At 64.7% G+C, this 19,994-nt stretch carries 22 protein-coding genes and 1 tRNA gene; 12 read left to right on the forward strand and 11 right to left on the reverse strand.

All coding sequences use genetic code 11. The features are described from left to right. Positions 1-99 precede the first annotated feature (99 nt). The gene (acnA, locus tag LB569_RS28805) at positions 100-2,790 is read right to left on the reverse strand and encodes an aconitate hydratase AcnA (RefSeq protein WP_224694986.1); all 2,691 of its coding nucleotides are present in this window, start codon (positions 2,788-2,790) and stop codon (positions 100-102) included. A 281-nt stretch (positions 2,791-3,071) separates the two neighbouring features. Here acnA and ccmA point away from each other — a divergent pair, with 281 nt between their 5' ends. From ccmA to LB569_RS28825, 4 genes are all read left to right on the forward strand, one after another. Further along, complete coding sequence (gene ccmA / locus LB569_RS28810; protein ID WP_224536979.1) at positions 3,072-3,677, forward strand: heme ABC exporter ATP-binding protein CcmA; 606 nt, start codon at positions 3,072-3,074, stop codon at positions 3,675-3,677. A 193-nt stretch (positions 3,678-3,870) separates the two neighbouring features. Next, positions 3,871-4,536: a heme exporter protein CcmB gene (gene ccmB / locus LB569_RS28815; protein ID WP_224536977.1), complete on the forward strand. Its 666-nt coding sequence runs from the start codon at positions 3,871-3,873 to the stop codon at positions 4,534-4,536. Positions 4,537-4,668: 132 nt separating this feature from the next. Next, the gene (gene ccmD / locus LB569_RS28820; protein WP_140703732.1) at positions 4,669-4,842 is read left to right on the forward strand and encodes a heme exporter protein CcmD; all 174 of its coding nucleotides are present in this window, start codon (positions 4,669-4,671) and stop codon (positions 4,840-4,842) included. After that, positions 4,839-5,420, forward strand: a complete 582-nt coding sequence (locus LB569_RS28825) for a DsbE family thiol:disulfide interchange protein (protein WP_224694987.1) — start codon at positions 4,839-4,841, stop codon at positions 5,418-5,420. Before ccmD ends, LB569_RS28825 begins: the two co-directional genes overlap by 4 nt. Before the next feature lie 73 nt (positions 5,421-5,493). Here the strand turns inward: LB569_RS28825 and LB569_RS28830 are convergent, their stop codons facing one another. After that, the gene (locus LB569_RS28830; RefSeq protein ID WP_140703729.1) at positions 5,494-5,916 is read right to left on the reverse strand and encodes a metallopeptidase family protein; all 423 of its coding nucleotides are present in this window, start codon (positions 5,914-5,916) and stop codon (positions 5,494-5,496) included. A 177-nt stretch (positions 5,917-6,093) separates the two neighbouring features. Between LB569_RS28830 and LB569_RS28835 the strand changes: the two genes are divergently transcribed. From LB569_RS28835 to LB569_RS28845, 3 genes are read left to right on the forward strand one after another with little or no spacing between them, the layout of a single operon-like run. Beyond that, on the forward strand, positions 6,094-7,125 hold the full coding sequence (locus LB569_RS28835; RefSeq protein WP_224694988.1) for an ImuA family protein: 1,032 nt from the start codon (positions 6,094-6,096) through the stop codon (positions 7,123-7,125). Then, complete coding sequence (locus LB569_RS28840; RefSeq protein WP_318013146.1) at positions 7,100-8,542, forward strand: DUF6504 family protein; 1,443 nt, start codon at positions 7,100-7,102, stop codon at positions 8,540-8,542. Before LB569_RS28835 ends, LB569_RS28840 begins: the two co-directional genes overlap by 26 nt. Then, the gene (locus tag LB569_RS28845) at positions 8,539-11,892 is read left to right on the forward strand and encodes an error-prone DNA polymerase (protein WP_224694989.1); all 3,354 of its coding nucleotides are present in this window, start codon (positions 8,539-8,541) and stop codon (positions 11,890-11,892) included. Before LB569_RS28840 ends, LB569_RS28845 begins: the two co-directional genes overlap by 4 nt. 48 nt (positions 11,893-11,940) lie before the next feature. Here the strand turns inward: LB569_RS28845 and LB569_RS28850 are convergent, their stop codons facing one another. From LB569_RS28850 to LB569_RS28865, 4 genes are all read right to left on the reverse strand, one after another. Continuing rightward, entirely contained in the window at positions 11,941-12,180 is a 240-nt protein-coding gene (locus tag LB569_RS28850; protein WP_224694990.1) for a Trm112 family protein, read from the reverse strand. Positions 12,181-12,216: 36 nt separating this feature from the next. After that, positions 12,217-12,888 carry an LON peptidase substrate-binding domain-containing protein gene (locus LB569_RS28855; protein WP_140703722.1) on the reverse strand — a complete coding sequence of 224 codons (672 nt, stop codon included), beginning with the start codon at positions 12,886-12,888 and terminating at the stop codon, positions 12,217-12,219. Positions 12,889-13,000: 112 nt separating this feature from the next. Further along, on the reverse strand, positions 13,001-14,005 hold the full coding sequence (gene trxA, locus LB569_RS28860; protein WP_224694991.1) for a thioredoxin: 1,005 nt from the start codon (positions 14,003-14,005) through the stop codon (positions 13,001-13,003). A gap of 84 nt (positions 14,006-14,089) precedes the next feature. Then, the gene (locus LB569_RS28865) at positions 14,090-14,587 is read right to left on the reverse strand and encodes a prolyl-tRNA synthetase associated domain-containing protein (RefSeq protein ID WP_224694992.1); all 498 of its coding nucleotides are present in this window, start codon (positions 14,585-14,587) and stop codon (positions 14,090-14,092) included. 29 nt (positions 14,588-14,616) lie between these two features. Here LB569_RS28865 and LB569_RS28870 point away from each other — a divergent pair, with 29 nt between their 5' ends. The 3 genes from LB569_RS28870 (at position 14,617) to LB569_RS28880 (ending at position 15,728) form a co-directional block, all read left to right on the forward strand. Continuing rightward, the gene (locus LB569_RS28870) at positions 14,617-14,904 is read left to right on the forward strand and encodes a hypothetical protein (protein ID WP_224694993.1); all 288 of its coding nucleotides are present in this window, start codon (positions 14,617-14,619) and stop codon (positions 14,902-14,904) included. Further along, positions 14,905-14,979: transfer RNA gene (locus LB569_RS28875), tRNA-Gly, on the forward strand. A 185-nt stretch (positions 14,980-15,164) separates the two neighbouring features. Further along, on the forward strand, positions 15,165-15,728 hold the full coding sequence (locus LB569_RS28880) for a type 1 glutamine amidotransferase domain-containing protein (protein WP_224695024.1): 564 nt from the start codon (positions 15,165-15,167) through the stop codon (positions 15,726-15,728). Between the two features lie 27 nt (positions 15,729-15,755). Here the strand turns inward: LB569_RS28880 and LB569_RS28885 are convergent, their stop codons facing one another. Further along, positions 15,756-16,562, reverse strand: coding sequence for a SapC family protein (locus LB569_RS28885; protein WP_224694994.1), 807 nt, complete (start codon positions 16,560-16,562; stop codon positions 15,756-15,758). A 326-nt stretch (positions 16,563-16,888) separates the two neighbouring features. On the opposite strand from LB569_RS28885, the gene LB569_RS28890 reads away from it, so the two are divergent. Then, complete coding sequence (locus tag LB569_RS28890; RefSeq protein WP_224694995.1) at positions 16,889-17,167, forward strand: DUF6916 family protein; 279 nt, start codon at positions 16,889-16,891, stop codon at positions 17,165-17,167. A gap of 58 nt (positions 17,168-17,225) precedes the next feature. Further along, complete coding sequence (locus tag LB569_RS28895) at positions 17,226-17,798, forward strand: 2OG-Fe(II) oxygenase (RefSeq protein ID WP_224694996.1); 573 nt, start codon at positions 17,226-17,228, stop codon at positions 17,796-17,798. Positions 17,799-17,814: 16 nt separating this feature from the next. Here the strand turns inward: LB569_RS28895 and LB569_RS28900 are convergent, their stop codons facing one another. The 4 genes from LB569_RS28900 to LB569_RS28915 are packed head-to-tail and all read right to left on the reverse strand — an operon-like array spanning position 17,815 to position 19,938. Next, a complete protein-coding gene (locus LB569_RS28900) occupies positions 17,815-18,348 on the reverse strand; it encodes a GNAT family N-acetyltransferase (RefSeq protein WP_224694997.1) in 534 nt (177 codons plus the stop codon). 9 nt (positions 18,349-18,357) lie between these two features. Next, positions 18,358-18,888 carry a phage tail protein gene (locus tag LB569_RS28905; protein WP_224694998.1) on the reverse strand — a complete coding sequence of 177 codons (531 nt, stop codon included), beginning with the start codon at positions 18,886-18,888 and terminating at the stop codon, positions 18,358-18,360. 9 nt (positions 18,889-18,897) lie between these two features. Beyond that, positions 18,898-19,419 (reverse strand): phage tail protein, encoded by a 522-nt coding sequence (locus LB569_RS28910; protein WP_224694999.1) that lies wholly within the window; start codon positions 19,417-19,419, stop codon positions 18,898-18,900. A gap of 12 nt (positions 19,420-19,431) precedes the next feature. Continuing rightward, positions 19,432-19,938 carry a phage tail protein gene (locus tag LB569_RS28915; RefSeq protein WP_224695000.1) on the reverse strand — a complete coding sequence of 169 codons (507 nt, stop codon included), beginning with the start codon at positions 19,936-19,938 and terminating at the stop codon, positions 19,432-19,434. Positions 19,939-19,994 lie beyond the last annotated feature (56 nt).

A 19,994-nucleotide genomic window follows, 5' to 3' on the forward strand; every position in this document is an offset into this window, starting at 1 on the left:
GTAGGGGAGTAGGGGAGTAGGGGAGTAGGGGAAAGTTTACCCGTTCCCGCCCTATTCCTACTCCCCTACTCCCCTATTCCCTTACTCCCTACCTACTTTCTACGCAGCCAGATCGCGCAGCACGTATTGCAAGATGCCGCCGTTCTTGAAGTAGTCGAGCTCATCCAGCGTATCGATGCGGCAGATGATCGGCACGTTCTTCACCGTGCCGTCGCCATAGGTGATCTTGGCGGTCATCGTCTGGCGCGGCTTGATCGCGTCCAGGCCGTCGATCTCGACCAGCTCGTCGCCCTTGAGGTTGAGCGAAGCCCATGAGGTGCCTTCCTCGAAGACGAAGGGGATGACGCCCATGCCGACCAGGTTCGAGCGGTGGATGCGCTCGAAGGACTGGGCGATGACGGCGCGGACACCCAAGAGGTTGGTGCCCTTGGCCGCCCAGTCGCGCGACGAGCCGTTGCCGTATTCGACGCCGGCGAAGATGACCAGCGGCACGCCTTCCTTCTTGTATTCCATCGCCGCGTCGTAGATCGATTCCTCTTCCTTCGTGGGATAGTGGATGGTGTAGCCGCCTTCGCGGCCATTCTCGCCCAGCATGTGGTTGCGGATGCGGATGTTGGCGAAGGTGCCGCGCATCATCACCTCATGGTTGCCACGCCGCGTGCCGTACTGGTTGAAGTCGGCAACGCCGACGCCATGGTCGGTGAGGTATTTGCCGGCCGGCGACGCCGCCTTGATCGAACCGGCCGGCGAGATGTGGTCAGTGGTGATCTTGTCGCCGAACAGGCCCAGCACGCGGGCGCCCTTGATGTCGCCGATCTTGCCGAAACCCGTGGTCATGCCGGCGAAGTAGGGCGGGTTCTGCACATAGGTCGAATTGTTGTCCCAGGCATAGGTCTGGCCTTCCGGCGCCTTGACGTTCTGCCAGTACTCGTCGCCCTTGAAGACGTCGGCATATTTGCGGGCGAACAGCTCGCGGGTGACGTTCTTCTCGATGAACTCCTGGATCTCGGCCGAGCTTGGCCAGATATCCTTGAGATAGACCGGGTTGCCGTTCTTGTCGTCGCCGAGCGGCTCCGTGGTCAGGTCCTTGGTCACCGTGCCGGCCAAGGCATGGGCGACGACCAGCGGCGGCGAGGCCAGGTAGTTCGCCTGAACGTCGGGCGAGACGCGGCCTTCGAAGTTGCGGTTGCCGGAGAGCACCGCGGCGGCGATCAAACCCTTGTCGTTGATGGTCTTGGAGATCGGCGCCGGCAGCGGGCCGGAATTGCCGATACAGGTGGTGCAGCCGAAGCCGACCAGGTTGAAGCCGATCTGGTCGAGTTCCTTCTGCAGGCCCGACTTCTCCAGATATTCGGCCACCACCTGGCTGCCGGGGGCCAGCGAGGTTTTCACCCACGGCTTCTGCTTCAAACCGAGGCGGTTGGCGTTGCGGGCAAGCAGCCCGGCGCCGATCAGCACCGATGGATTCGAGGTGTTGGTGCAGGACGTGATGGCGGCGATGACGACGTCGCCATGGCCGAGATCATGGTCGGTGCCTTCGACGGCGTAGCGCTTGGAGATTTCCGCAGCCTTCTTGTACTCGGTGTCCATCGCCTTGGCGAAGCCGGCCGGAATGCCTTCGAGCGCGACACGGCCTTCCGGACGCTTGGGGCCGGCCATCGACGGTACGACGCTGTCGAGTTCCAGTTCGAGCAGGTCGGTGAAGACCGGGTCGGTGGAGCCCGCCTCGCGCCACATGCCTTGCGCCTTGGCATAGGCTTCGACCAGGGCGATACGGCTTTCCTCGCGGCCCGACATTGTGAGGTAGCGAATGGTTTCCGAATCGACCGGGAAGAAGCCGCAGGTGGCGCCGTATTCGGGCGCCATGTTGCCGATGGTGGCGCGGTCGGCCAGCGTCATGTTGGAGAGGCCAGGGCCGAAGAACTCGACGAATTTGCCGACGACGCCCTTCTTGCGCAGCATCTGGGTGACGGTGAGCACGAGGTCGGTGGCGGTGACGCCCTCCTTGAGCTTGCCGGTGAGGCGGAAGCCGATGACTTCGGGCAGCAGCATGGAGACCGGCTGGCCGAGCATGGCCGCCTCGGCCTCGATGCCGCCGACGCCCCAGCCGAGCACGCCAAGGCCGTTGATCATGGTGGTGTGCGAATCGGTGCCGACGCAGGTGTCGGGATAGGCCGTCGTTTCGCCGTCCTCGGTGTTGGTCCACACCACCTGGCCGAGATATTCGAGGTTGACCTGGTGGCAGATGCCTGTGCCGGGCGGCACGACGCGGAAGTTGCGGAACGCCTGCTGGCCCCATTTCAGGAACTTGTAGCGCTCTTCGTTGCGCTCATATTCGAGTTCGACATTGCGGGCGAACGCCATCGGCGTGCCGAACTCGTCGACGATGACGGAATGGTCGATGACGAGGTCGACCGGCACCAGCGGGTTGATCTTCTGCGGGTCGCCGCCGAGCGAGGCCATGGCGTCGCGCATGGCGGCAAGGTCGACCACGGCCGGAACGCCGGTGAAATCCTGCATCAGGACGCGGGCCGGGCGATAGGCGATCTCGACGCCGGCGGTGCCCTTGTCGGTCAGCCAGCCGGCCACCGCCTGGATGCTCTCCTTGGTGACGGAGCGGCCATCCTCGTTGCGCAGCAGGTTTTCCAGCAGCACCTTCATCGAATAGGGCAGCTGGGCAATGCCGGTGAGGCCGTTCTTCTCGGCCTCGACGAGGTCGAAATAGACATACTCGGCGTCGCCCGCTTTCAGCGTGCGGCGGCAATTGAAATTGTCGAGGGATTTTGACACGTGCGATCCTTGTCTGTTCAGCCTGAAAGGGAACGGACGCCGATGGCATGCAATCACGCGCAAAGGTGCGGGTACGGCCATTTCCGCTGTCCGCTCCCAAGCAACCCGAGCCGTTCAAGGCGGCGCGTGCGCTGGTTCGGCGCTAATTCTGTTCCCGTGCCGACCGCTGGCACGGATGACCCGCATATAGAGAATTTTCTGGAATAGTTCTAGACAGTTGCAAAGCAAATTTGTGCGATGCGGCAGCGACCGTGCCGCTTCGTTCGAGGGACAGGCAAGGGATGCGGCTGATCGCCGAAAATCTGGGCGGCGAGCGCGGCGGCGAGCCGGTGTTTTCCGGCATCGGGTTTGCGTTGGAGGCCGGGCAGGCGCTGGTCGTGACCGGGCCGAACGGTTCGGGCAAATCGACCTTGCTCAGGGTGGTCGCCGGCCTGTTGCCGAAGATGCAAGGCCGGCTGCTGCTCGAGGGCGGCGGCGACGAATTTCCCTCGATCGCCTCTGCCTGCCACTATCTCGGCCACCAGAACGCAATGAAGACGGCGCTGAGCGTGGCGGAGAATTTGCGCTTCTGGCGGGCGTTTCAAGGCGAAGGCCGGCTCGATGTCGAGGAGGCGCTGGAAACGGTCGGACTGGGCGGCATCGGCCATCTGCCGTTCGGCTATCTCTCGACCGGGCAAAGGCGCCGCGCGGCGATCGCCAAGCTCCTGGTCAGCCATAGGCCGCTGTGGCTGCTGGATGAGCCGACGGCAGGTCTGGACAAGGCTTCGGAGGGGCGGTTCGCGGGGTTGATGCGCGGGTATTGCGCGGAAGGCGGAATGATCGTGGCGGCGACGCACCTGCCGCTGGGATTGGAGGGGACAGAGTTGAGAATGGGGGAAACGGGTTGATGACAGTGCGAGGCGCCCCCCTCTGCCCTGCCGGGCATCTCCCCCTCAAGGGGGGAGATTGGCAGCTTCAACGTTACGCCAATCTTTCACCTGTTGTGATTGGCGAAAGCCGAGATGACATCCAATCTCCCCCCTTGCGGGGGAGATGGCCGGCAGGCCAGAGGGGGGGGCCTGGGCGCAGGCATCTCAAATCATGCTAAGCCTCTTCGCCCGCGACATCCGCCTCAATATCCGCGCCGGCGGCGGCGCGCTGACCGGGGTCATCTTCTTCCTCGCCGTCATCGCCACCATTCCGTTCGGCGTCGGCCCGGACCTCAAGCTGCTTGCCCGCATCGGTCCGGCGATCCTGTGGATCGGCGCGCTGCTTGCCTGCCTGCTCGGGCTCGACCGGCTGTTCCAGGCCGACCGCGAGGATGGCTCGCTCGACCTCTTGGTGCTCGGCCACGACCGCCACATGCTGGCGCTGACGGTGCTGGTGAAATGCGTCGCGCATTGGGCGGGCAGCGTCCTGCCGCTGGTGATCGCCGCTCCCCTGCTCGGCCTGTTCATGAATATGGAGCCGCTCGCCATCGGCGCCACGGCGCTGACGCTTCTGGTGGGCACGCCGGCCATCACCTTCATCGGCGCCGTGGGCGCGGCGGTGGCGGTGGCGCTGCCGCGTGGCGGTCTCCTGATCTCGGTGCTGGTGCTGCCGCTGACCATCCCGGTGCTGATCTTCGGCGTCTCGGCGAGCTATGGCGCGACGGCCAATCCCGATCCGTTCCTGCAGCCTTTCCTCATTCTTGCCGCGCTGACCATGTTTCTTGGCGTGCTGGGGCCGACCGCGGCGGCGCTGGCGCTGCGCCATGGGACGGATTGAGGCGGCCACGAGCGGCGGAGGCTGCGGCGCGGCGGCCGATTGCGCGGCCCGTGGCGCGAGGTTAAGGGAAGGCATGAGCAAGCGCAGCGAACGGACCGGGTTGGCGGGCGGCAGGCCAGGAAGGCGGCCGGCATGAGCCCGCACGCACTCTACGTCACCGCCGCCTATGCCATCACGGCAATCGTGCTGGCCGGACTGATCGGCTGGATTCTCATCGACCAGCGGGCACGCAAGCGCGAACTCGCCGAGCTCGAGGCGGCCGGCGTGCGCCGCCGTTCCGACAAGACCAAGGCGGGAAAGCCGTGAGCAGCGAAATCGAAACGCCGACGCCGACGCGTCGCCGCCTGTTCGTGTTTTTGCCGCTGCTGGTCTTCCTCGGCCTGGCCGGACTGTTCCTGTCGCAGCTCTTGTCGGGACGCGATGTCTCGGAAGTGCCCTCGGCGCTCATCGGCCTGCCGGCGCCACGGACGAGCCTGCCGGCGCTGGAGGGGTCGAACCTGCCCGGACTCGACTCGAACGCCTTCGCCGGCAAGGTCACGCTGGTCAATGTCTTTGCGTCGTGGTGCGCGCCATGCCGGGAAGAGCACCCGGTGCTTCTGGGGCTGGCGCAGGACAAGCGGTTCACGATGGCGGCGCTGAATTACAAGGACCGGCCGGAAAATGCCCGCCGGTTCCTCGGCGATCTCGGCAATCCGTTCCAGGCGATCGGCGTTGACGAAGCCGGCCGCACGGCGATCGACTGGGGCGTCTATGGCGTGCCGGAGACCTTCCTCATCGGCAAGGATGGCAAGATAGCCTACAAGCATGTCGGGCCGCTGACGGCGGAGTCGGCGCGGACGCTGCTGCTGCCTCGGATCGAGAAGGCATTGGCGGCGCCGGGTTAGGCGCCTCCTTCTTTCGTCATTCCAAGGGGAAGCAGGGAGCGGCGTAGGCCCCTGAGATGACGAAAACCCGAGGCTACTCCGCAGCCTCTTCGATCTTCTCCATGTCATCGTCCGACAGGCCGAAATGGTGGCCGATCTCGTGGATCAGCACGTGGGTGACGATGTCGCCCAGCGTCTCCTCGTTTTCGGCCCAGTAGTCGAGCATGGCACGGCGGTAGAGCGTGATGCGGTTCGGGCCTTCGCCGGTCTGCGGGTTCCAGCGTTCGGCGATGCCGCGCCCCTCGAACAGGCCGAGCAGGTCGAACGGCGTTTCCAGCGACAGATCGTCCATGATCTCGTCGGTCGGGAATTCGGCGATCTGGATGACGATCTCGCCGGTCAGCTGGCGAAAATCCTCCGGCAGATGGGCGTAGGCCTCCAGGGCCAGGAACTCCAACTCTTCCATCGAGGGCGCGAGTTCGCCATGCCATGTGCGGGTCTTGTAGATGCGGGCCATGCTTTGTCCTTTGATCCCGGCATATAGGCGTTCGCACCGGTCGAGGCAAATATCCCCTATACGTCGGCGTTGCGCAGCGGCAGGAATAAATTCCTTATGACTCTGCTTGACTCTTCCAGGCGCCTCTGGAATCTATGTGAACATAACAGGAACAATTGTGAGTGGAAGCTGACCGTCATGGCGATATCAGCCGTGGCGCGGGAGACTGTTTTTGCCCTGCGCCGCCAGATCGCGAAAATCGAGGGAACGCTGCCCGAGCGCCTGCAGGCGTCGGCGCCGGCGACCCTTGATGCCGACGCCGGCGCTGGCCCCGGCGGCGATCTGACGATCGTCCGGCGCGGTCTTGCCGCCGCCTTGCCGGATGCTTTCCTGCCCATCGGCGTCGAGCGGCTCGATGCCGCGCTCGGCGGCGGCCTGCCGAAAGCCGCGCTGACCGAAATCCATGGGCTGGAAACCCGCGATGCGGGAGCCGTGGCCGGCTTCGCTTTGTCGCTCGTCAGCCTGATGCTCAACCAGGCGCAAGGGTTGCCCATCCTGTGGATCGGGACATCGGAAATTTTCCACGAGGCCGGCTTTCCCTACGCCAGGGGGCTGCATGCCACCTTCGGCATCGAGCCCGGGCAATTGCTGTTTTCCGAGGCGCCAAGGCTTATCGATGCGCTGTGGGTCGCCGAGGAGGCGGCCCGCATGACCGCGCTTGCCGCCGTCATCCTGGAAATCCGCGGCAATCCGCAGCGGCTGGACCTGACCGCGACACGCCGCCTGCATGCGCGGGCGCAGGGCGCCGGCCGACCGGTGGTCCTGATGCGGCAGGCGGCCGGGCCGGAACCGACGGCGGCGCCTGTCCGTCTGATCGCCGCGTCGGCGCCGGCCGTGCCGCGCGAAACGGTCGCCGGACCGCTCGCCGGTTCGATCGGCCGCCCCGCCTTCACCATCAGCATCGGCAAGAGCCGCACGGCCCTGCCCGGACAATTCACACTGGAGTGGAACCCCGATGAACGCGGATTCGAAGAAAGAAGGGACAAGGAAAGAAGGGCAGAGAATCCTGTCCCTGTGGTTTCCCTATCTGGCGGCCGAAAGGATCCTGCGGCCGCGGCTGGGGAAATCCTGGCGTTCCCGGCCGTCGGATCACCCATCTCACCCACCGCTGGTAATCAGCCACCGCCAGGGCAACGCGCAACGCATCTCGGCCCTCGACGAGCGAGCTGAGGCGCTACACCTGAAGCGCGACATGGGCATTGCCGATGCGCGCGCCATGCATCCCTCGATCGACATCGTCGAGGCCGATCCGGAGGCCGACCGGCGCCTGCTCGAGGGCCTTGCCGACTGGTGTGACCGCTACACGCCGCTGGTGGCGCTGGATGGCATTGACGGCCTGTTCCTCGACGTCACCGGCTGCACTCATCTGTTCGGCGGCGAACGCGCCATGCTGGACGAGATCCTGTCGCGCTTCCTCCAGCAGGGTTTCGATGTCCGCGCCGGACTTGCCGGCACCCCCGGAGCCGCCTGGGCGGCGGCCCGCTTTTGTGGCGACCGCATCGTCGCATCGGGCGAGGAGGAAGCCTTGCTTGCCCCCTTGCCGCTGGCCGCCCTTCGCATAGCACAGGAAATCCGTACCAGCCTGGAAAGTGTCGGGCTGCGCACGGCGGGCGCCGTCATGGCCGCACCGCGCGCGCCGCTCGTCCGCCGCTTCGGCGCTTTGCTGCTCCAGCGCCTCGACCAGGCGCTTGGCCGTCTCGACGAGGCGATCTCCCCACGTCTTCCCGTCGCGCCGCTTTCGGTCGAACGGCACCTCGCCGAGCCCGTCACGCTGACGGAGGAGATCGAACGACTGGTCGGCATGCTGGCGACGACCTTGAAAACCGATCTCGAACGCCGCGGCGAAGGCGCAAGGAGCCTGGCGCTGTTGCTCTTTCGCGTCGACGGCGCCGTCAGCCGCATCGCGCTCGGCACCTCGCGGCCCATGCGCGAACCCTTGCTGATCAAGAAATTGTTCCATGAGCGGCTGGCGGCACTGGAGCAGCAAATCGATGCCGGCTATGGCTTCGACCTGGTGCGCCTCTCGGTGCTGGCCGTTGCCGCTTTCGATACGCAGCAGACCGATCTGACCGGTGAAGCGGCCGATGACGGCGCCGACATCGCTCTGTTCGCCGACCGCATCCGCGCCCGCCTCGGCGAGGGCGCGGTCCTGCAGCCGGTCGCCGTGGAAAGCCATCTGCCCGAACGCGCCGTCGCCATCGTCCCCTTCGCCGAGGCGCCGCGCCGGACCACGCCGCCGAAGAAGCCGGACAGGATGCAGGCGCCGATGACCATTTTTCCGCCGGAACGGCCGATCCGGCTGTTCCGCGCGCCCGAGCCCATCGAGGTGCCGGTCACCGAAATGCCGGAGGGACCGCCGCTGCATTTTCGTTGGCGCCGCGCGCTGTACCGCGTTACCCGCGCCGAAGGGCCCGAACGCATCGCCGCCGAATGGTGGCGCGAGGCGCCAGGCGATCCGGCGGCATCGACACGCGACTATTTCCGCATCGAGGATGGCGATGGCCGCCGCTACTGGCTCTACCGGCAAGGCCTTTACGGCAACCCGCAAGTACCGCCACGCTGGTTCATGCACGGGGTCTTCGCATGAACGCGCTGACCGTCTTCCCCTATGCCGAGTTCGGCATCCAGTCGAATTTCTCCTTCCTGCGCGGCGCCTCCAAGCCGGAGGAGCTGGTGGTCGCCGCCAAGCTCCTGGGCTTTTCCGCGATCGGGCTCGCCGACCGCAACAGCGTGGCCGGCGTGGTGCGCGCCTGGCAGCAGGCCAAGGTCGAAAAGCTTGCCTACCACCCCGGCTGCCGGCTGGTTTTTGGCGACGGCACGCCGGACATTCTTGCCTATCCCAGGGACCGCGCCGGCTGGGGGCATCTGTGCCGCATGCTCACCCAGGCCAATCTGCGCGACGAGACCGAGAAGGGCGCCACCTTGCTCCGGCGCGACGACCTGCTCGAATGGGGGGACCGGATGGCGCTGGCGGTCCTGCCCGATCTGGCGCAGGGCGCGCAGGACAGTCTTGCCCTGCTACGCCAGCTCAAGGACCGCTTCGGCAGCGCCCTGCGGGTTGCCGTCTCGCCCTGTTATGCCGGCCATGACCGTTTCCGGATCGAGCAGGCGGCGGCGTTGGCCGAAAGCACCGGTATCCCGCTGATGGCGACCAACGATGTGCTCTACCACACCGCCGAACGCCGCCCCTTGCAGGATGTGCTGACCGCGATCCGCCTCAATGTTCCGGTCGCTGAGGTGGGGCTGGAGCTGACCGCCAATGCCGAACGCCATCTGAAGCCGCCGCTGGAAATGGCGCGCCTGTTCCGCAGGCATCCGCGGGCGCTGGCGGAAACGCTGCGTTTTGCTGAAGAACTGAGCTTCTCGCTCAGCGACCTCCAATACAATTATCCGGACGAGCCGACGGAATCGGGCCTCGGGCCGCAGGCCGAATTGGAAAGATTGGCTCGGGAGGGAGCGCTCAACCGCTATCCGGGGGGTGTGCCCGCCTCCGTGATTAGCCGCATCGAGGAGGAACTCGCCCTGATCGAGCGCCTCAACTATGCCCGCTACTTCCTGACCGTCTATGACATCGTCAAGTTTGCTCGCAGCAAGAATATTCTCTGCCAAGGCCGTGGGTCGGCCGCCAATTCGGTGGTCTGCTTCTGCATCGGCATCACTGAAATCGGGCCGGAAAAAATTAACTCGCTTTTCGAGCGCTTCATCTCCGAGGAGAGAAACGAACCGCCTGACATCGACGTCGACTTCGAGCATGAGCGACGTGAGGAGGTGATGCAGTACATCTACGAGAAATACAGCGGCAAGCGCACCGCGCTCGCCGCCGCCGTCATCAGCTATCGCGGCCGCTCGGCGCTGCGCGAGGTGTCGAAGGCGATGGGCCTGTCGGAAGATGTCAGGGCGTCGCTCTCCGGCTCGATCTGGGGCTGGTCGACCTCGGAACTCGGCGAGAAGGAAGCCCGGGCCGGCGGCCTCGATCGCAGCGATCCGGTGTCGCGGCATGTGATGGAGCGCGCCAACGAGATCATGGGTTTTCCCCGTCACCTGTCCCAGCATGTCGGGGGTTTCGTCATCACCAGGGACCGGCTCGACGAGATCGTGCCCATCGTCAAGACGGCGATGGATGAGCGCAAGATGGTGGAATGGGACAAGGACGATCTCGACTCGGTGAAAATCCTGAAAGTAGATATTCTGGCGCTCGGCATGCTGACCTGCCTGCAACGCGCCTTCACCTTGCTCACGGACCATTATCCGAAGGCGCGTGACCCGTATGGACGGCCTTATGTGCTGGCCACCCTGCCGGAAGAGGACAAGCAGGTCTACAAGATGATCTGCAGGGCCGATACGCTTGGCGTCTTCCAGATCGAATCGCGCGCCCAGATGTCGATGCTTCCGCGCCTCAGGCCAGAAGAGTTTTATGACCTTGTCATCGAGGTGGCGATCGTCCGGCCAGGTCCCATTCAGGGCGACATGGTCCACCCCTACCTGCGCCGTCGGCAAGGCAAGGAGAAACCAGAATATCCCAAGCCGGAGCTGGAAAAGATCCTCGGCAAGACGCTTGGCGTGCCGTTGTTCCAGGAGCAGGCGATGAATATCGCCATCGTTGCCGGAGGGTTCAAACCGGGCGAGGCTGACGAATTGCGACGTGCCATGGCCACCTTCAAGCGCACCGGCACGATCGGCAATTATCGAGAGCGTATGATCAAAGGCATGGTCGGAAATGGGTACACGAAGGACTTCGCCGAGCGCTGCTTCAAGCAGATCGAGGGGTTCGGCGAATATGGCTTTCCCGAAAGCCATGCCGCGTCCTTCGCGCTGCTGGTCTATGCCTCCTGCTGGTTCAAGACCTTCTATCCCGACGTCTTCTGCGCCGCGATCCTGAACTCGCAGCCGATGGGGTTTTATCAGCCGGCGCAGCTGGTGCGCGATGCGCGCGACCATGGCGTCGACATCCGCGCGGTCGACGTCAATTTCTCCGTTTGGGACTGCACGCTCGAAAAAGCGCCTTTCGATCCTGGCCGCATCCTGCCGCGCCATGCCGAGATGCGCGGCGTCATCGAGACAAGCCATGCGCTGCGGCTCGGCTTCCGCCAGATCAAGGGCCTGTCGAAGGAGCGCATGGCGGCTTTCGTCGCGCGGCGCGGTTCAGGCTTCGAAACCGTCCGGGACGTCTGGCTGCGCTCCGGCCTCGATGTCGACGAGATCGAGAAGCTGGCGCAGGCCGACGCCTTCCGGTCCATCGGCCTCGATCGCCGCGCGGCACTCTGGGAGGTCCGCGCGCTGGGCGCCAGGAGTGCCGCCGAGAAGCTGCCTTTGTTCGACCAGCCGGCGCTGCGCCTGCGCGAGCTGGAGCCCGAAACGAAGCTGCCGAAAATGCCGCTCGGCGAGCATGTCATCCACGACTACCGCTCGCTCGGCCTGTCGCTGAAGGCGCATCCGGTGGCCTTCCTGCGCGAGCGGCTCGATCGCGCCGGCGTCATCCCCAATGCCAGCCTGCCCTCCGTGCGCGACGGCAGACGGGTCTCCGTTGCCGGTCTGGTGCTGGTGCGCCAGCGCCCCGGCAAGGGCAATGCGATCTTCCTCACGCTTGAAGACGACAAGGCCGTCGCCAATGTCATCTTCTGGGAGCGGACCTTCACCCGCTTCCGGCCCATCGTCATGGGCGCGCGCTTCGTCAAGGTCAGCGGCAAACTGCAGTCGGAATCCGGTGTGGTGCATATCGTCGCCGAGAAGATCGAGGATCTGACGCCATGGCTGACCGTGCTGCTGGAAAAGGTCAGTGCGGGCGCACCGCCGGCCGCCGATCCGTCGGACCCTGCCGCCAAGGCGAACGATCCGGATCGTTCCAGCCAGCCCGCACTGCGGAAAGTCGGACAGGATCTCGCCATGTTGTCGGAAGAAGCGGAAAAGGTCATGCCGAAGGGGCGCAATTTTCAGTAGGCGAGGGACTGGCCCTTCCCATCAAACGCTGGCGGGACAGCGCCCCCCTCAGCCCTGCCCGCCCGGCTTCGGCGGCGACAGCACATCCTCGGCCGAGATGGTCCGCGCCTCCGAGGGCAGCATGATCGGGATGCCGTCGCGCACGGGATAGGCGAGCTTGGCGACCCGCGAGACAAGCTCGCCGCGCTCGGGATTCCAGGCCAGCGGCCCCTTGGTCAGCGGGCAGGCCAGCAATTCCAGGAGCTTCGGGTCGACACTGGTTTTCTTGCCGTCACGCCCATCCGCCATCGCACGCCCCTTTCCAGCTCCAGGCCTGCGTTCATCCTACTGCAGGCTCGAGCCAAAATCCTCATTCTCGCGCGCCAGCGTCATCTCGGTGATGGCGATCAGCGTCTCGGCCCGCGTTTTCAGGTCCGCTGCTTCGAGCAGCGCCTGCTTCTCGGCCGGCCCGTAGGGCGCCATCATCGACAGCGCGTTGACCAGCATGGCGTTTTCGGCCCGGCTGACGCTTTCCCAGTCGGCTTCCAGATCATTGGCCTGCAGATAGGCGCGGAATGCCCTGAGCAGCGCCGGCCGGTCGATTTCCTCGGCCGCCTGATCCTCGTCGAGATCGGTCAGGAATGGCGCCGGTTTGCACTGGCGAAACGGCGTCTTGGCCGGCAGCTCATGGGCGATGCGGAAACGGCACACGCCCTGCAGCGAAATCAGGTAGCGCCCGTCGCCGGTTTCGGAAAAGGCGATGATGCGGCCGATACAGCCGACATTGCAAAGTTCAGGTTCGCCATCCTCGCGCAAGGCCCCATCGAGAGCGGGCTGGATGATGCCGATCAGGCGCGAGCCGGCGACCGCCTGGTCCAGCATCTGCAGGTAGCGCGGCTCGAAGATGTTGAGCGGCATGCGGCCACCCGGCAGCAGCAGCGCGCCCTCGAGCGGAAAGATCGGGATCGCCGACGGCAGATCCTTGGCGAGCCGGTAATGCGCGTTTCCCGCTTGCACCTCATTCCTCCGATCGCTTCCGCCGGGAAGCGTCAATCCCGCGTCGCCCTGTCCTATCTGGCGCACAGGCTTGGCGACACAAGCCCATGCGACAAAACAACCGGCAGCCGGCTCAGGAAAACAGCAGCGACGACAGTTTCCGCCGCGCGGCGAGCGTCGCCTCGTCGGTCATGCCCCAGGCCTCGAAGAACTGCAGCAATTGCGTCTTGGCGCCATCCTCGTTCCAGGCGCGGTCGGCCTTGATGATCGACAGCAGATTGTCGGCGGCGGCCGTGCGCTCGCCCCTGGCGTTCTGGATCATGGCCAGATCGAAGCGCGCCTGGTGATCGCCAGGATTTTCGGCCAGGCGCCGTTCGAATTCGGTCGGGTTGCCGAGTTCGGCGGCCTGCGCGGCAAGCGCCATCTTAGCGCGCAGCGCGGCGAGAACAGGCGCGTCCTTCTTGGCTTCCGGGGCCGTGGCCAACAGCGCCTCGGCGCCTCCCGTGTCACCGGCCTCGAACAGCAGCTCGCCCAGCCCGGCAATCGCCTCGACCGTTTCCGGCGCCTGCGCCAGGACGGCGTCATAAATGTCGGCGGCGCCCTGCATGTCGCCGGCGTCGCGGGCTTCGGTCGCCGCCGCCAGCGCCTCGGCCACGGCCTGGGCGCCATTGCCCTTGCCACCGACCTTGGTGATGAATTCGTTGATCTGGCTCTCCGGAATGGCGCCCATGAAGCCGTCGACCGGCTGGCCGTCCTTGAAGGCGATGACGGCCGGTATGGACTGGATGCCGAGCTGGCCGGCGATCGAGGGATGGTCGTCGATATTCATCTTGACCAGCTTGACCTTGCCGCCGGCGGCCTTGACCGCCTTTTCCAGCTGCGGGGTGAGTTGCTTGCACGGCCCGCACCACGGCGCCCAGAAATCGACCAGCACCGGTTGGCGGCGCGATTCCTGGATGACGTCGGCGGCGAAGGCGGCGGTCGTCGTGTCTTTGATGACCTCGCCGACGGGGCCTGCGGGCGCTTCGCCAAGCGCGGCCTTCGCCGGGGCCGGCGCCGTTCCGCCATATTGGACCGTGGTGGCATACTGGCCGCCATTGTTCCCGAATGATCCGCCAAACGGATTGTTGTCGCTCATCTCGTCACCCTTTCGGTCGCGCCCGCCGGCCCGCGGCTCCGCGCAATGTCGTGTTGGAAATCGGCTTCGCCATCCATGTGGCGATCAAGCCGAGACTTTCAAGATAGCAGCATCGTGTCCGGTTGCCTCGACGAATCTGATGAGGTCGGCCGCCGCGATCGACGTCGTCGCCTCATTGGTCAGCGGATGCACGTTGATGACCGAATGCTCCATCAGATCCTTGTCGAGCACCAGCTTGACCCTTTTCGCCGTGTCGTTGATGACGCCGAAGACGGTGACCGCGCCCGGCGTGACGCCCAGAAGCTCCAGCAGCATCTCCGGCTTGCCGAAGGAGACCCGGCTGGCGGCGCCGATCAGCTGGTGGATCTGCTTGAGATCGACAACCGCGTCCTCGCCGACGGTGACCAGGAAGAAATTGTCTTTCTTGTCCTTCAGGAACAGGTTTTTCGTGTGCCCGCCGGCGATTTCGCCGCGCAACGCCTGCGAATCGGCGACCGTGTAGAGCGGCGGATGGCGTATCGTCGAAACGGCGATGCCCAGTTCGGCGAGAAAGGCGAAAAGCTCGGCTTCGGTCTTCGGCATTGGTTTTCTTCTCGGCTCGGTGTGAGGCCATGCCGTTTATCGCATTGCCCGGAGAATCGGAATCGTTTTTGCGCAAGTCCGAAGCGCTGAGCCGCGAAAGCCGGCGATTCCCGCGCACGCCGCGCCGACACGCGCGCCGCAATGCGGTGGCCGCCCGCGCCATTGCCTGGCGGAAGGCGCAAAATCCGGCCGGCGCCTTGTCCGCACAGGCTTGCCGGCTTCATTGCGCCGGGTTGCAAAAAGCCTGCTATTTCCCTGTTGCAATCGCCGCGCTCTTCAGCCATATAGGCCCGGCTTGCGGCCAAGACGCCGTGTGAGCGGGTGTAGCTCAGGGGTAGAGCACAACCTTGCCAAGGTTGGGGTCGAGCGTTCGAATCGCTTCACCCGCTCCAGTTTCCTCCAGGGAAATCAAGCATCGAAAAGCCGCGGTCCGCCGCGGCTTTTTCCGTTTGGGGCGGACGCTGGTCTCGTCGCCACGGCCGAGGCCCCAGGATTCCCGGAAGTCACATAAAATTACAGCAGGAACGCTTCCCGCCGGGCCTCGTTAGCCTCCATCAATCCAAAGATGGAGAAAATGATGCAGAACATTTCTGGCAAGCGCATCGCCGTTCTCGCCACCAACGGCTTTGAACAGTCCGAATTGGAAGTTCCGTTGAAAAAACTGCGCGAGGCGGGTGCGCAAGTGGATGTCGTGTCGCTCGCAAGCGGCGAGATCAGAGGCTGGGATCACAAGGATTGGGGACGGAGCGTTCCCGTCGATAAGACCCTGGATGAAGCGCGGGTGGACGACTACGATGCCATCGTTCTGCCTGGCGGCGTCATCAACCCCGACCTGCTGCGGGTCGAGCAGAAGGCATTGGACTTCGTCAAATCATTCTGGTCCGCCAAGAAGGTCGTCGGTGCGATCTGCCACGCGCCCTGGCTTCTCGTGGAGACCGGGATCGCCAAGGGGCGCCGCGTCACGTCTTACAAGTCGGTCAAGACCGATGTGATCAATGCCGGCGGTCTTTGGGAAGACAGTGCCGTCGTCACCGATCAGGGGCTCGTCACCAGTCGCAACCCCGGCGATCTCGACGCGTTCTGCGACAAGCTCACCGAGGAGATCAGGGAGGGCGCCCACGACCGGCGGGCAGCGGCATAGCTCGCCTGTTGACGACGAGCCGCCTTCTCAGCTTCCCGCCCCCTCCGCCTTGCGCACCGAGGCCTGATGCACCAGCGAGGTCCAGCTGTTGGTCGAGGCGAGGTGGCAGTAGAGCAGGCTGAGCGCGCCTGATTTTCTCAGGTCGAGGAAGGCCGCGTCGCTCAATTTGTTGAAGGCGGCTTCATCGATCACCTGGAAATCGGTGAGGTTGAGCACTTCGCCCCCTTCCAGCGTCACCTTGCTCTGGCGCGGTGCGAACAGGCCGTGGGCGTCGATCTTGTCGACCATCTCGCGGGTCGCCCTGAAGTCGATCTGGAACTGGTTGCAGAAGGCGAGCGCCTGCTTGGTCGCCTCGGTCGCTTCATTGCCGCTGAAGAAAGGCAGCACCTTGTCGTCGCGCGACGGCGCGGCGAGCTGGTCGACGACGCGCTCGCTCGCCCGGTCGACGCACAATGTCAGCCGGCCGGCCGAACTCGGGTCCTCGGCCAGGATGAAGGGGTAGCGGCGGACATAGGCCGGGATATAGTGCGGCGCGCTCCACTTGCCGTCGGGGTCAACGAACAGGTTCTCGTCCTGGCGCACGCCGGCGATGATCACGGGCGCCTTGGCGGCACCGATGAACACGATTGGATAGGAGCGCATCGCCGCCGGCATTTCCGACGCCACCACCGGAATGGCATGCGCCCGGCGCGCGAAGGAAAAGTCGCTGCGCGCGGTCAGCCCCAGCGAGCCGTGCCGGGCCGGATTGAGCGCCTCGGGCCTCGAATAGAACAACGGCAAGGCGTCGCCCCCCGTTGCCGGCGGCGTCCCTGTTTTCGCATCACCCTCAGCCATCGTCCGTCCTTTTTCTCCCGCAAGCCGGCCAGGCCGGCCAATCCGCGTCAGGCATCGTTGCCGAAACTTCCGTCTTGTCGCGCCGGGCTCGTAAACATCCGCGCCCGAACCAAGTACTATAGTGTCGATGGCGCGCATAAAAGGACATGGACTGCTGTATTTTTGGATTTACGGTCGCGAAATGTCTTGCGCGCTGGCTCCAAGCGCGGCGGGCAAAGGTGGCGAAGTGTTCGTCGGCTTGGTCTCAGCGGACTCGGACAAAGAGCTCTGGACAGCCCGAGGCGAAGCGGCGACAGTGCCCCGCAAACGGTTTTGGGGCGAACGCAATGGCGGCGGCGGCGGCGGATTTCGAACAGGCGATCGGACAGGCGTTCATCGTCGAGACCGGATCTGGACGGGTCTCGCTCGAACTGAGCGCCGTCAACCGCATCGCGTCCAGCCCGCGCCCGGGCGGCGGTTTTTCCCTGTTGTTTCGGGGGCCGCCCGAGATCGCGCTGCCGCAGGCGACCTACAGCCTTGCCGGCGCCGGCGGCGTCCACGACATCTTCATCGTGCCGATTGCCGCCGACGCGGTGGGATTGCTTTACGAGGCGGTGTTCAACTGATTTTTCAGCGGCCGGTCGGGGCGACGATCAGGGCGGTTTGGAGAGGGCGGCTCGACACATGATCGACTATGTCCAAATCTCCGGCGTGCTTGACGAGGCGGCGTGCGGCGCCCTGTGCGCGGAAATCCGCGAGGCCAGCGGTCGTCCGGCCGGCCTGCTCGGACGTCCAGACCAGAAGCCGGTGTGGCCGGAAGTGCGCAGGACCAGGCGCGCCGAGGTCTCGCCGGCCACCGAGGCGCGGGTGAATCTGCTCCTGGCCGAACAGAAGGTGACCCTGGAGCGGCATTTCGGGCTCCCGCTCGACTGTGCCGAGAGACCCCAGTTTCTTCATTATCAGGAAGGCGACTTCTTCGTGCCGCATCAGGACGGCAACACGCCGCTGATTTACGACGAGTCGCGCTTCAGAAGGATTTCGGCGGTGATCTTCCTCAACCGCCAATCGGATGAGTCCGAAGGCTACGCCGGCGGCTCACTGGTCCTGCACGGTCCCTATAGCGGGCCGCACCTGCGGGTCGCCATGCCGGCATTGCCGGGCTCGCTCATAGCCTTCCGATCGGAAACGACGCACGAAGTCACCCCGGTCACCCGCAACGAGCGTTTCACCATCGTCTCCTGGTATCGCGGCGCGTGACGTAAGACTGGCTGTCTCACGAGGACGGCGGACGCACCATCAGGTCATAGACGCCCTTGTCCTCGGCGACGGCGAAGCCAAGCCGCTGGTAGAGCCGCCGCGCCGGATTGTTCTTCTCGACATGGATCGACACCGACTTGCCGACGGCGGCGGCCTCGTCGAGGAGGTCGCCAAGCAGCGCGCCGCCGAGCCCCTGGCCGCGATGCGCCGGCAGGAGGGCGATGTCGATGATGCAGTGCTGGCTTGCCCAGCGCTCGACATAAAGACGGCCGATGTCTCGCCCGGCCTGCTCGATCACCAGCCAGTCGGCATCGGGATAGTATTTCTGGTAGTGCGCGTGCTGCGCCTGGAACTGCATGGCGAGGAAGGCGGCCTTCTGCGCGTCGCTCCACGGCGTGACGGCAAGCTCTTCCTCGCGGGTCGAGGCATAGAGCGCCGCCAGGAACGCCAGATCGGCGTCCGCGATCCGGCGGAACGTCAAACCAGCCTGGGCCGCGCGCGTCCAGCCGAACGGAACTGGCGCGGCATCCGCGATCGGAAACCGGATCATTCGCGGCGCTTACGGTCGCGGCGGGAAAACGCCTTGCAACGCGATGATGAATGTCATCGCGAGGTAGGGAGGCAGGTTGTTGTGAGGCAAGGAATTGCCCGTCATGCCAAGCGCCTGGGGGTTCATCTGGACCAGGTTTTGCGAGATACCGTTCTGGTACAGCGTTCCGCCACCGGACTTTCCCAGAACAACCCCATTGGTCAGAGTACCCTGAGCGCCATTCTCGGTGGATATGGCGACAAAGTGATTATGCTGCGGCATTTCCGACGTCAGAAGGCTAATGTTCGGCTCGCCGCCGGTTTCGCCGAGAAAGCGCTCCGACAACCCGCCGCTGCCCTGGCCTTGTCCCACCGGGGCGGAGCCCGCCATGTCAGGCAGGGCGAAGGTCGACTTGCCGTCGCCGCCGTAGGTCGTACCCAGCAGCGAGAACAACGCCGTGTTCTGCGAGATCGGCAGGATCTGGCCATCGCAGGTCGCCCAACCGGTCGGGGCGAAATTGCCGGCAAAGATTCTTATTTCGGCGACGAAGGGATTGGTCATGGCAAATCTCTAGCTTTGGGAGGGAAAGATGCCGTACAGCGCGATGATGAAACTGATGGTCAGGAATGGCATCATGTTGTCGTGAGGCTGACTCCCGCCGGTCGGCGAAATAGCTGCGTTGGCCATGATGCCATCGGGTGAGATCCCGACATACGGCGTCAGCAGGCTCGATGTCGCCAGGACACCGCCAGACGGACCAGGGTTGGTGCCGATGTTCGACGAACCCTGCCAGATATGGGTATGGTTAGGCATCTGTTGGGTCGTCACGGTAACGGATTCAACGCCGCCCGGCTCCCCGATCGTATAGGTCTGGCTGATGACAGGACCTTTGCCGGCATGGATGGGGATGCGACCGGCGAGATTGGGCAGGCTGAACGTTTCTTGGCCGTCGCCGCCATAGGTCGTGCCGATCAACTGAAAGAGCGTGTCGTTCTGGGAGATCGCCAGCGTCTGCCCCTGGCAGAATGCCCAGCCGTTCGGAGGGAAATTGCCGGCGAACATGCGAATCTCGCCGATAAAAGCTTGGCTCATCGAAGCGTCCTCCTAATTTCGCGACGGGAAAACGCCTTGCAGGGCGATGATGAAATTCAAGACCAGATAGGGTGACCTGTTTTCGTGCGGCTGACCGCCGCCGACCAACGTGATGTTCTCCGTCGCCATCGACACCGGGCTGCCCGGCGGCTGATAGACCGGGCTGGCGTTTGCCGCCAGCAGATCGCCGGAAGGATTGTTGACGTTACCGGCCGTGTTCGATGCGATGACGAAATGGTTATGTGCCGGCATTTCGTTGAGCACGAGGGTGTGAAACTCCTCGCCGCCGCGACCGCCAACCTCCGCGCCGATCGGCCCGCCGCTATGGACCGGCGCGCGCCCCCTCATATCCGGAAGCGCAAAGTTGGTTTGGCCGTCGCCGCCATACATTGTGCCAAGGATAGAAAACAATGGCTGGTTCTGATTGATGGGCAACAACTGGCCGTTGCAAAAAGCCCAGCCTCGCGGCGCGAAATTCCAGGATACGATCTTGACTTCACCCAAGTAAGGTTCACTCATCCTGGTCCTCCTCGGTTCGCGACTTACTGTCTGAATTCTTGCATTATGCCTGAGTA

This window comes from Mesorhizobium sp. BH1-1-4, from assembly GCF_020165665.1.
In the GTDB taxonomy this organism is placed as follows: domain Bacteria; phylum Pseudomonadota; class Alphaproteobacteria; order Rhizobiales; family Rhizobiaceae; genus Mesorhizobium.

Coding starts and splice junctions, on each gene's coding strand:
- LB569_RS28850 (WP_224694990.1), bottom strand. CDS start 12,180: ATGGCGGATGGGCGTGACGGCAAGAAAACCAGTGTCGACCCGAAGCTC.
- LB569_RS28885 (WP_224694994.1), bottom strand. CDS start 16,562: ATGGCTGAGGGTGATGCGAAAACAGGGACGCCGCCGGCAACGGGGGGC.
- LB569_RS28835 (WP_224694988.1), top strand. CDS start 6,094: ATGGCGATATCAGCCGTGGCGCGGGAGACTGTTTTTGCCCTGCGCCGC.
- trxA (WP_224694991.1), bottom strand. CDS start 14,005: ATGAGCGACAACAATCCGTTTGGCGGATCATTCGGGAACAATGGCGGC.
- LB569_RS28895 (WP_224694996.1), top strand. CDS start 17,226: ATGATCGACTATGTCCAAATCTCCGGCGTGCTTGACGAGGCGGCGTGC.
- LB569_RS28900 (WP_224694997.1), bottom strand. CDS start 18,348: ATGATCCGGTTTCCGATCGCGGATGCCGCGCCAGTTCCGTTCGGCTGG.
- LB569_RS28915 (WP_224695000.1), bottom strand. CDS start 19,938: ATGAGTGAACCTTACTTGGGTGAAGTCAAGATCGTATCCTGGAATTTC.
- LB569_RS28880 (WP_224695024.1), top strand. CDS start 15,165: ATGCAGAACATTTCTGGCAAGCGCATCGCCGTTCTCGCCACCAACGGC.
- LB569_RS28905 (WP_224694998.1), bottom strand. CDS start 18,888: ATGACCAATCCCTTCGTCGCCGAAATAAGAATCTTTGCCGGCAATTTC.
- ccmD (WP_140703732.1), top strand. CDS start 4,669: ATGAGCCCGCACGCACTCTACGTCACCGCCGCCTATGCCATCACGGCA.
- ccmA (WP_224536979.1), top strand. CDS start 3,072: ATGCGGCTGATCGCCGAAAATCTGGGCGGCGAGCGCGGCGGCGAGCCG.
- LB569_RS28830 (WP_140703729.1), bottom strand. CDS start 5,916: ATGGCCCGCATCTACAAGACCCGCACATGGCATGGCGAACTCGCGCCC.
- ccmB (WP_224536977.1), top strand. CDS start 3,871: ATGCTAAGCCTCTTCGCCCGCGACATCCGCCTCAATATCCGCGCCGGC.
- LB569_RS28865 (WP_224694992.1), bottom strand. CDS start 14,587: ATGCCGAAGACCGAAGCCGAGCTTTTCGCCTTTCTCGCCGAACTGGGC.
- LB569_RS28890 (WP_224694995.1), top strand. CDS start 16,889: ATGGCGGCGGCGGCGGCGGATTTCGAACAGGCGATCGGACAGGCGTTC.
- LB569_RS28845 (WP_224694989.1), top strand. CDS start 8,539: ATGAACGCGCTGACCGTCTTCCCCTATGCCGAGTTCGGCATCCAGTCG.
- LB569_RS28910 (WP_224694999.1), bottom strand. CDS start 19,419: ATGAGCCAAGCTTTTATCGGCGAGATTCGCATGTTCGCCGGCAATTTC.
- LB569_RS28870 (WP_224694993.1), top strand. CDS start 14,617: ATGCCGTTTATCGCATTGCCCGGAGAATCGGAATCGTTTTTGCGCAAG.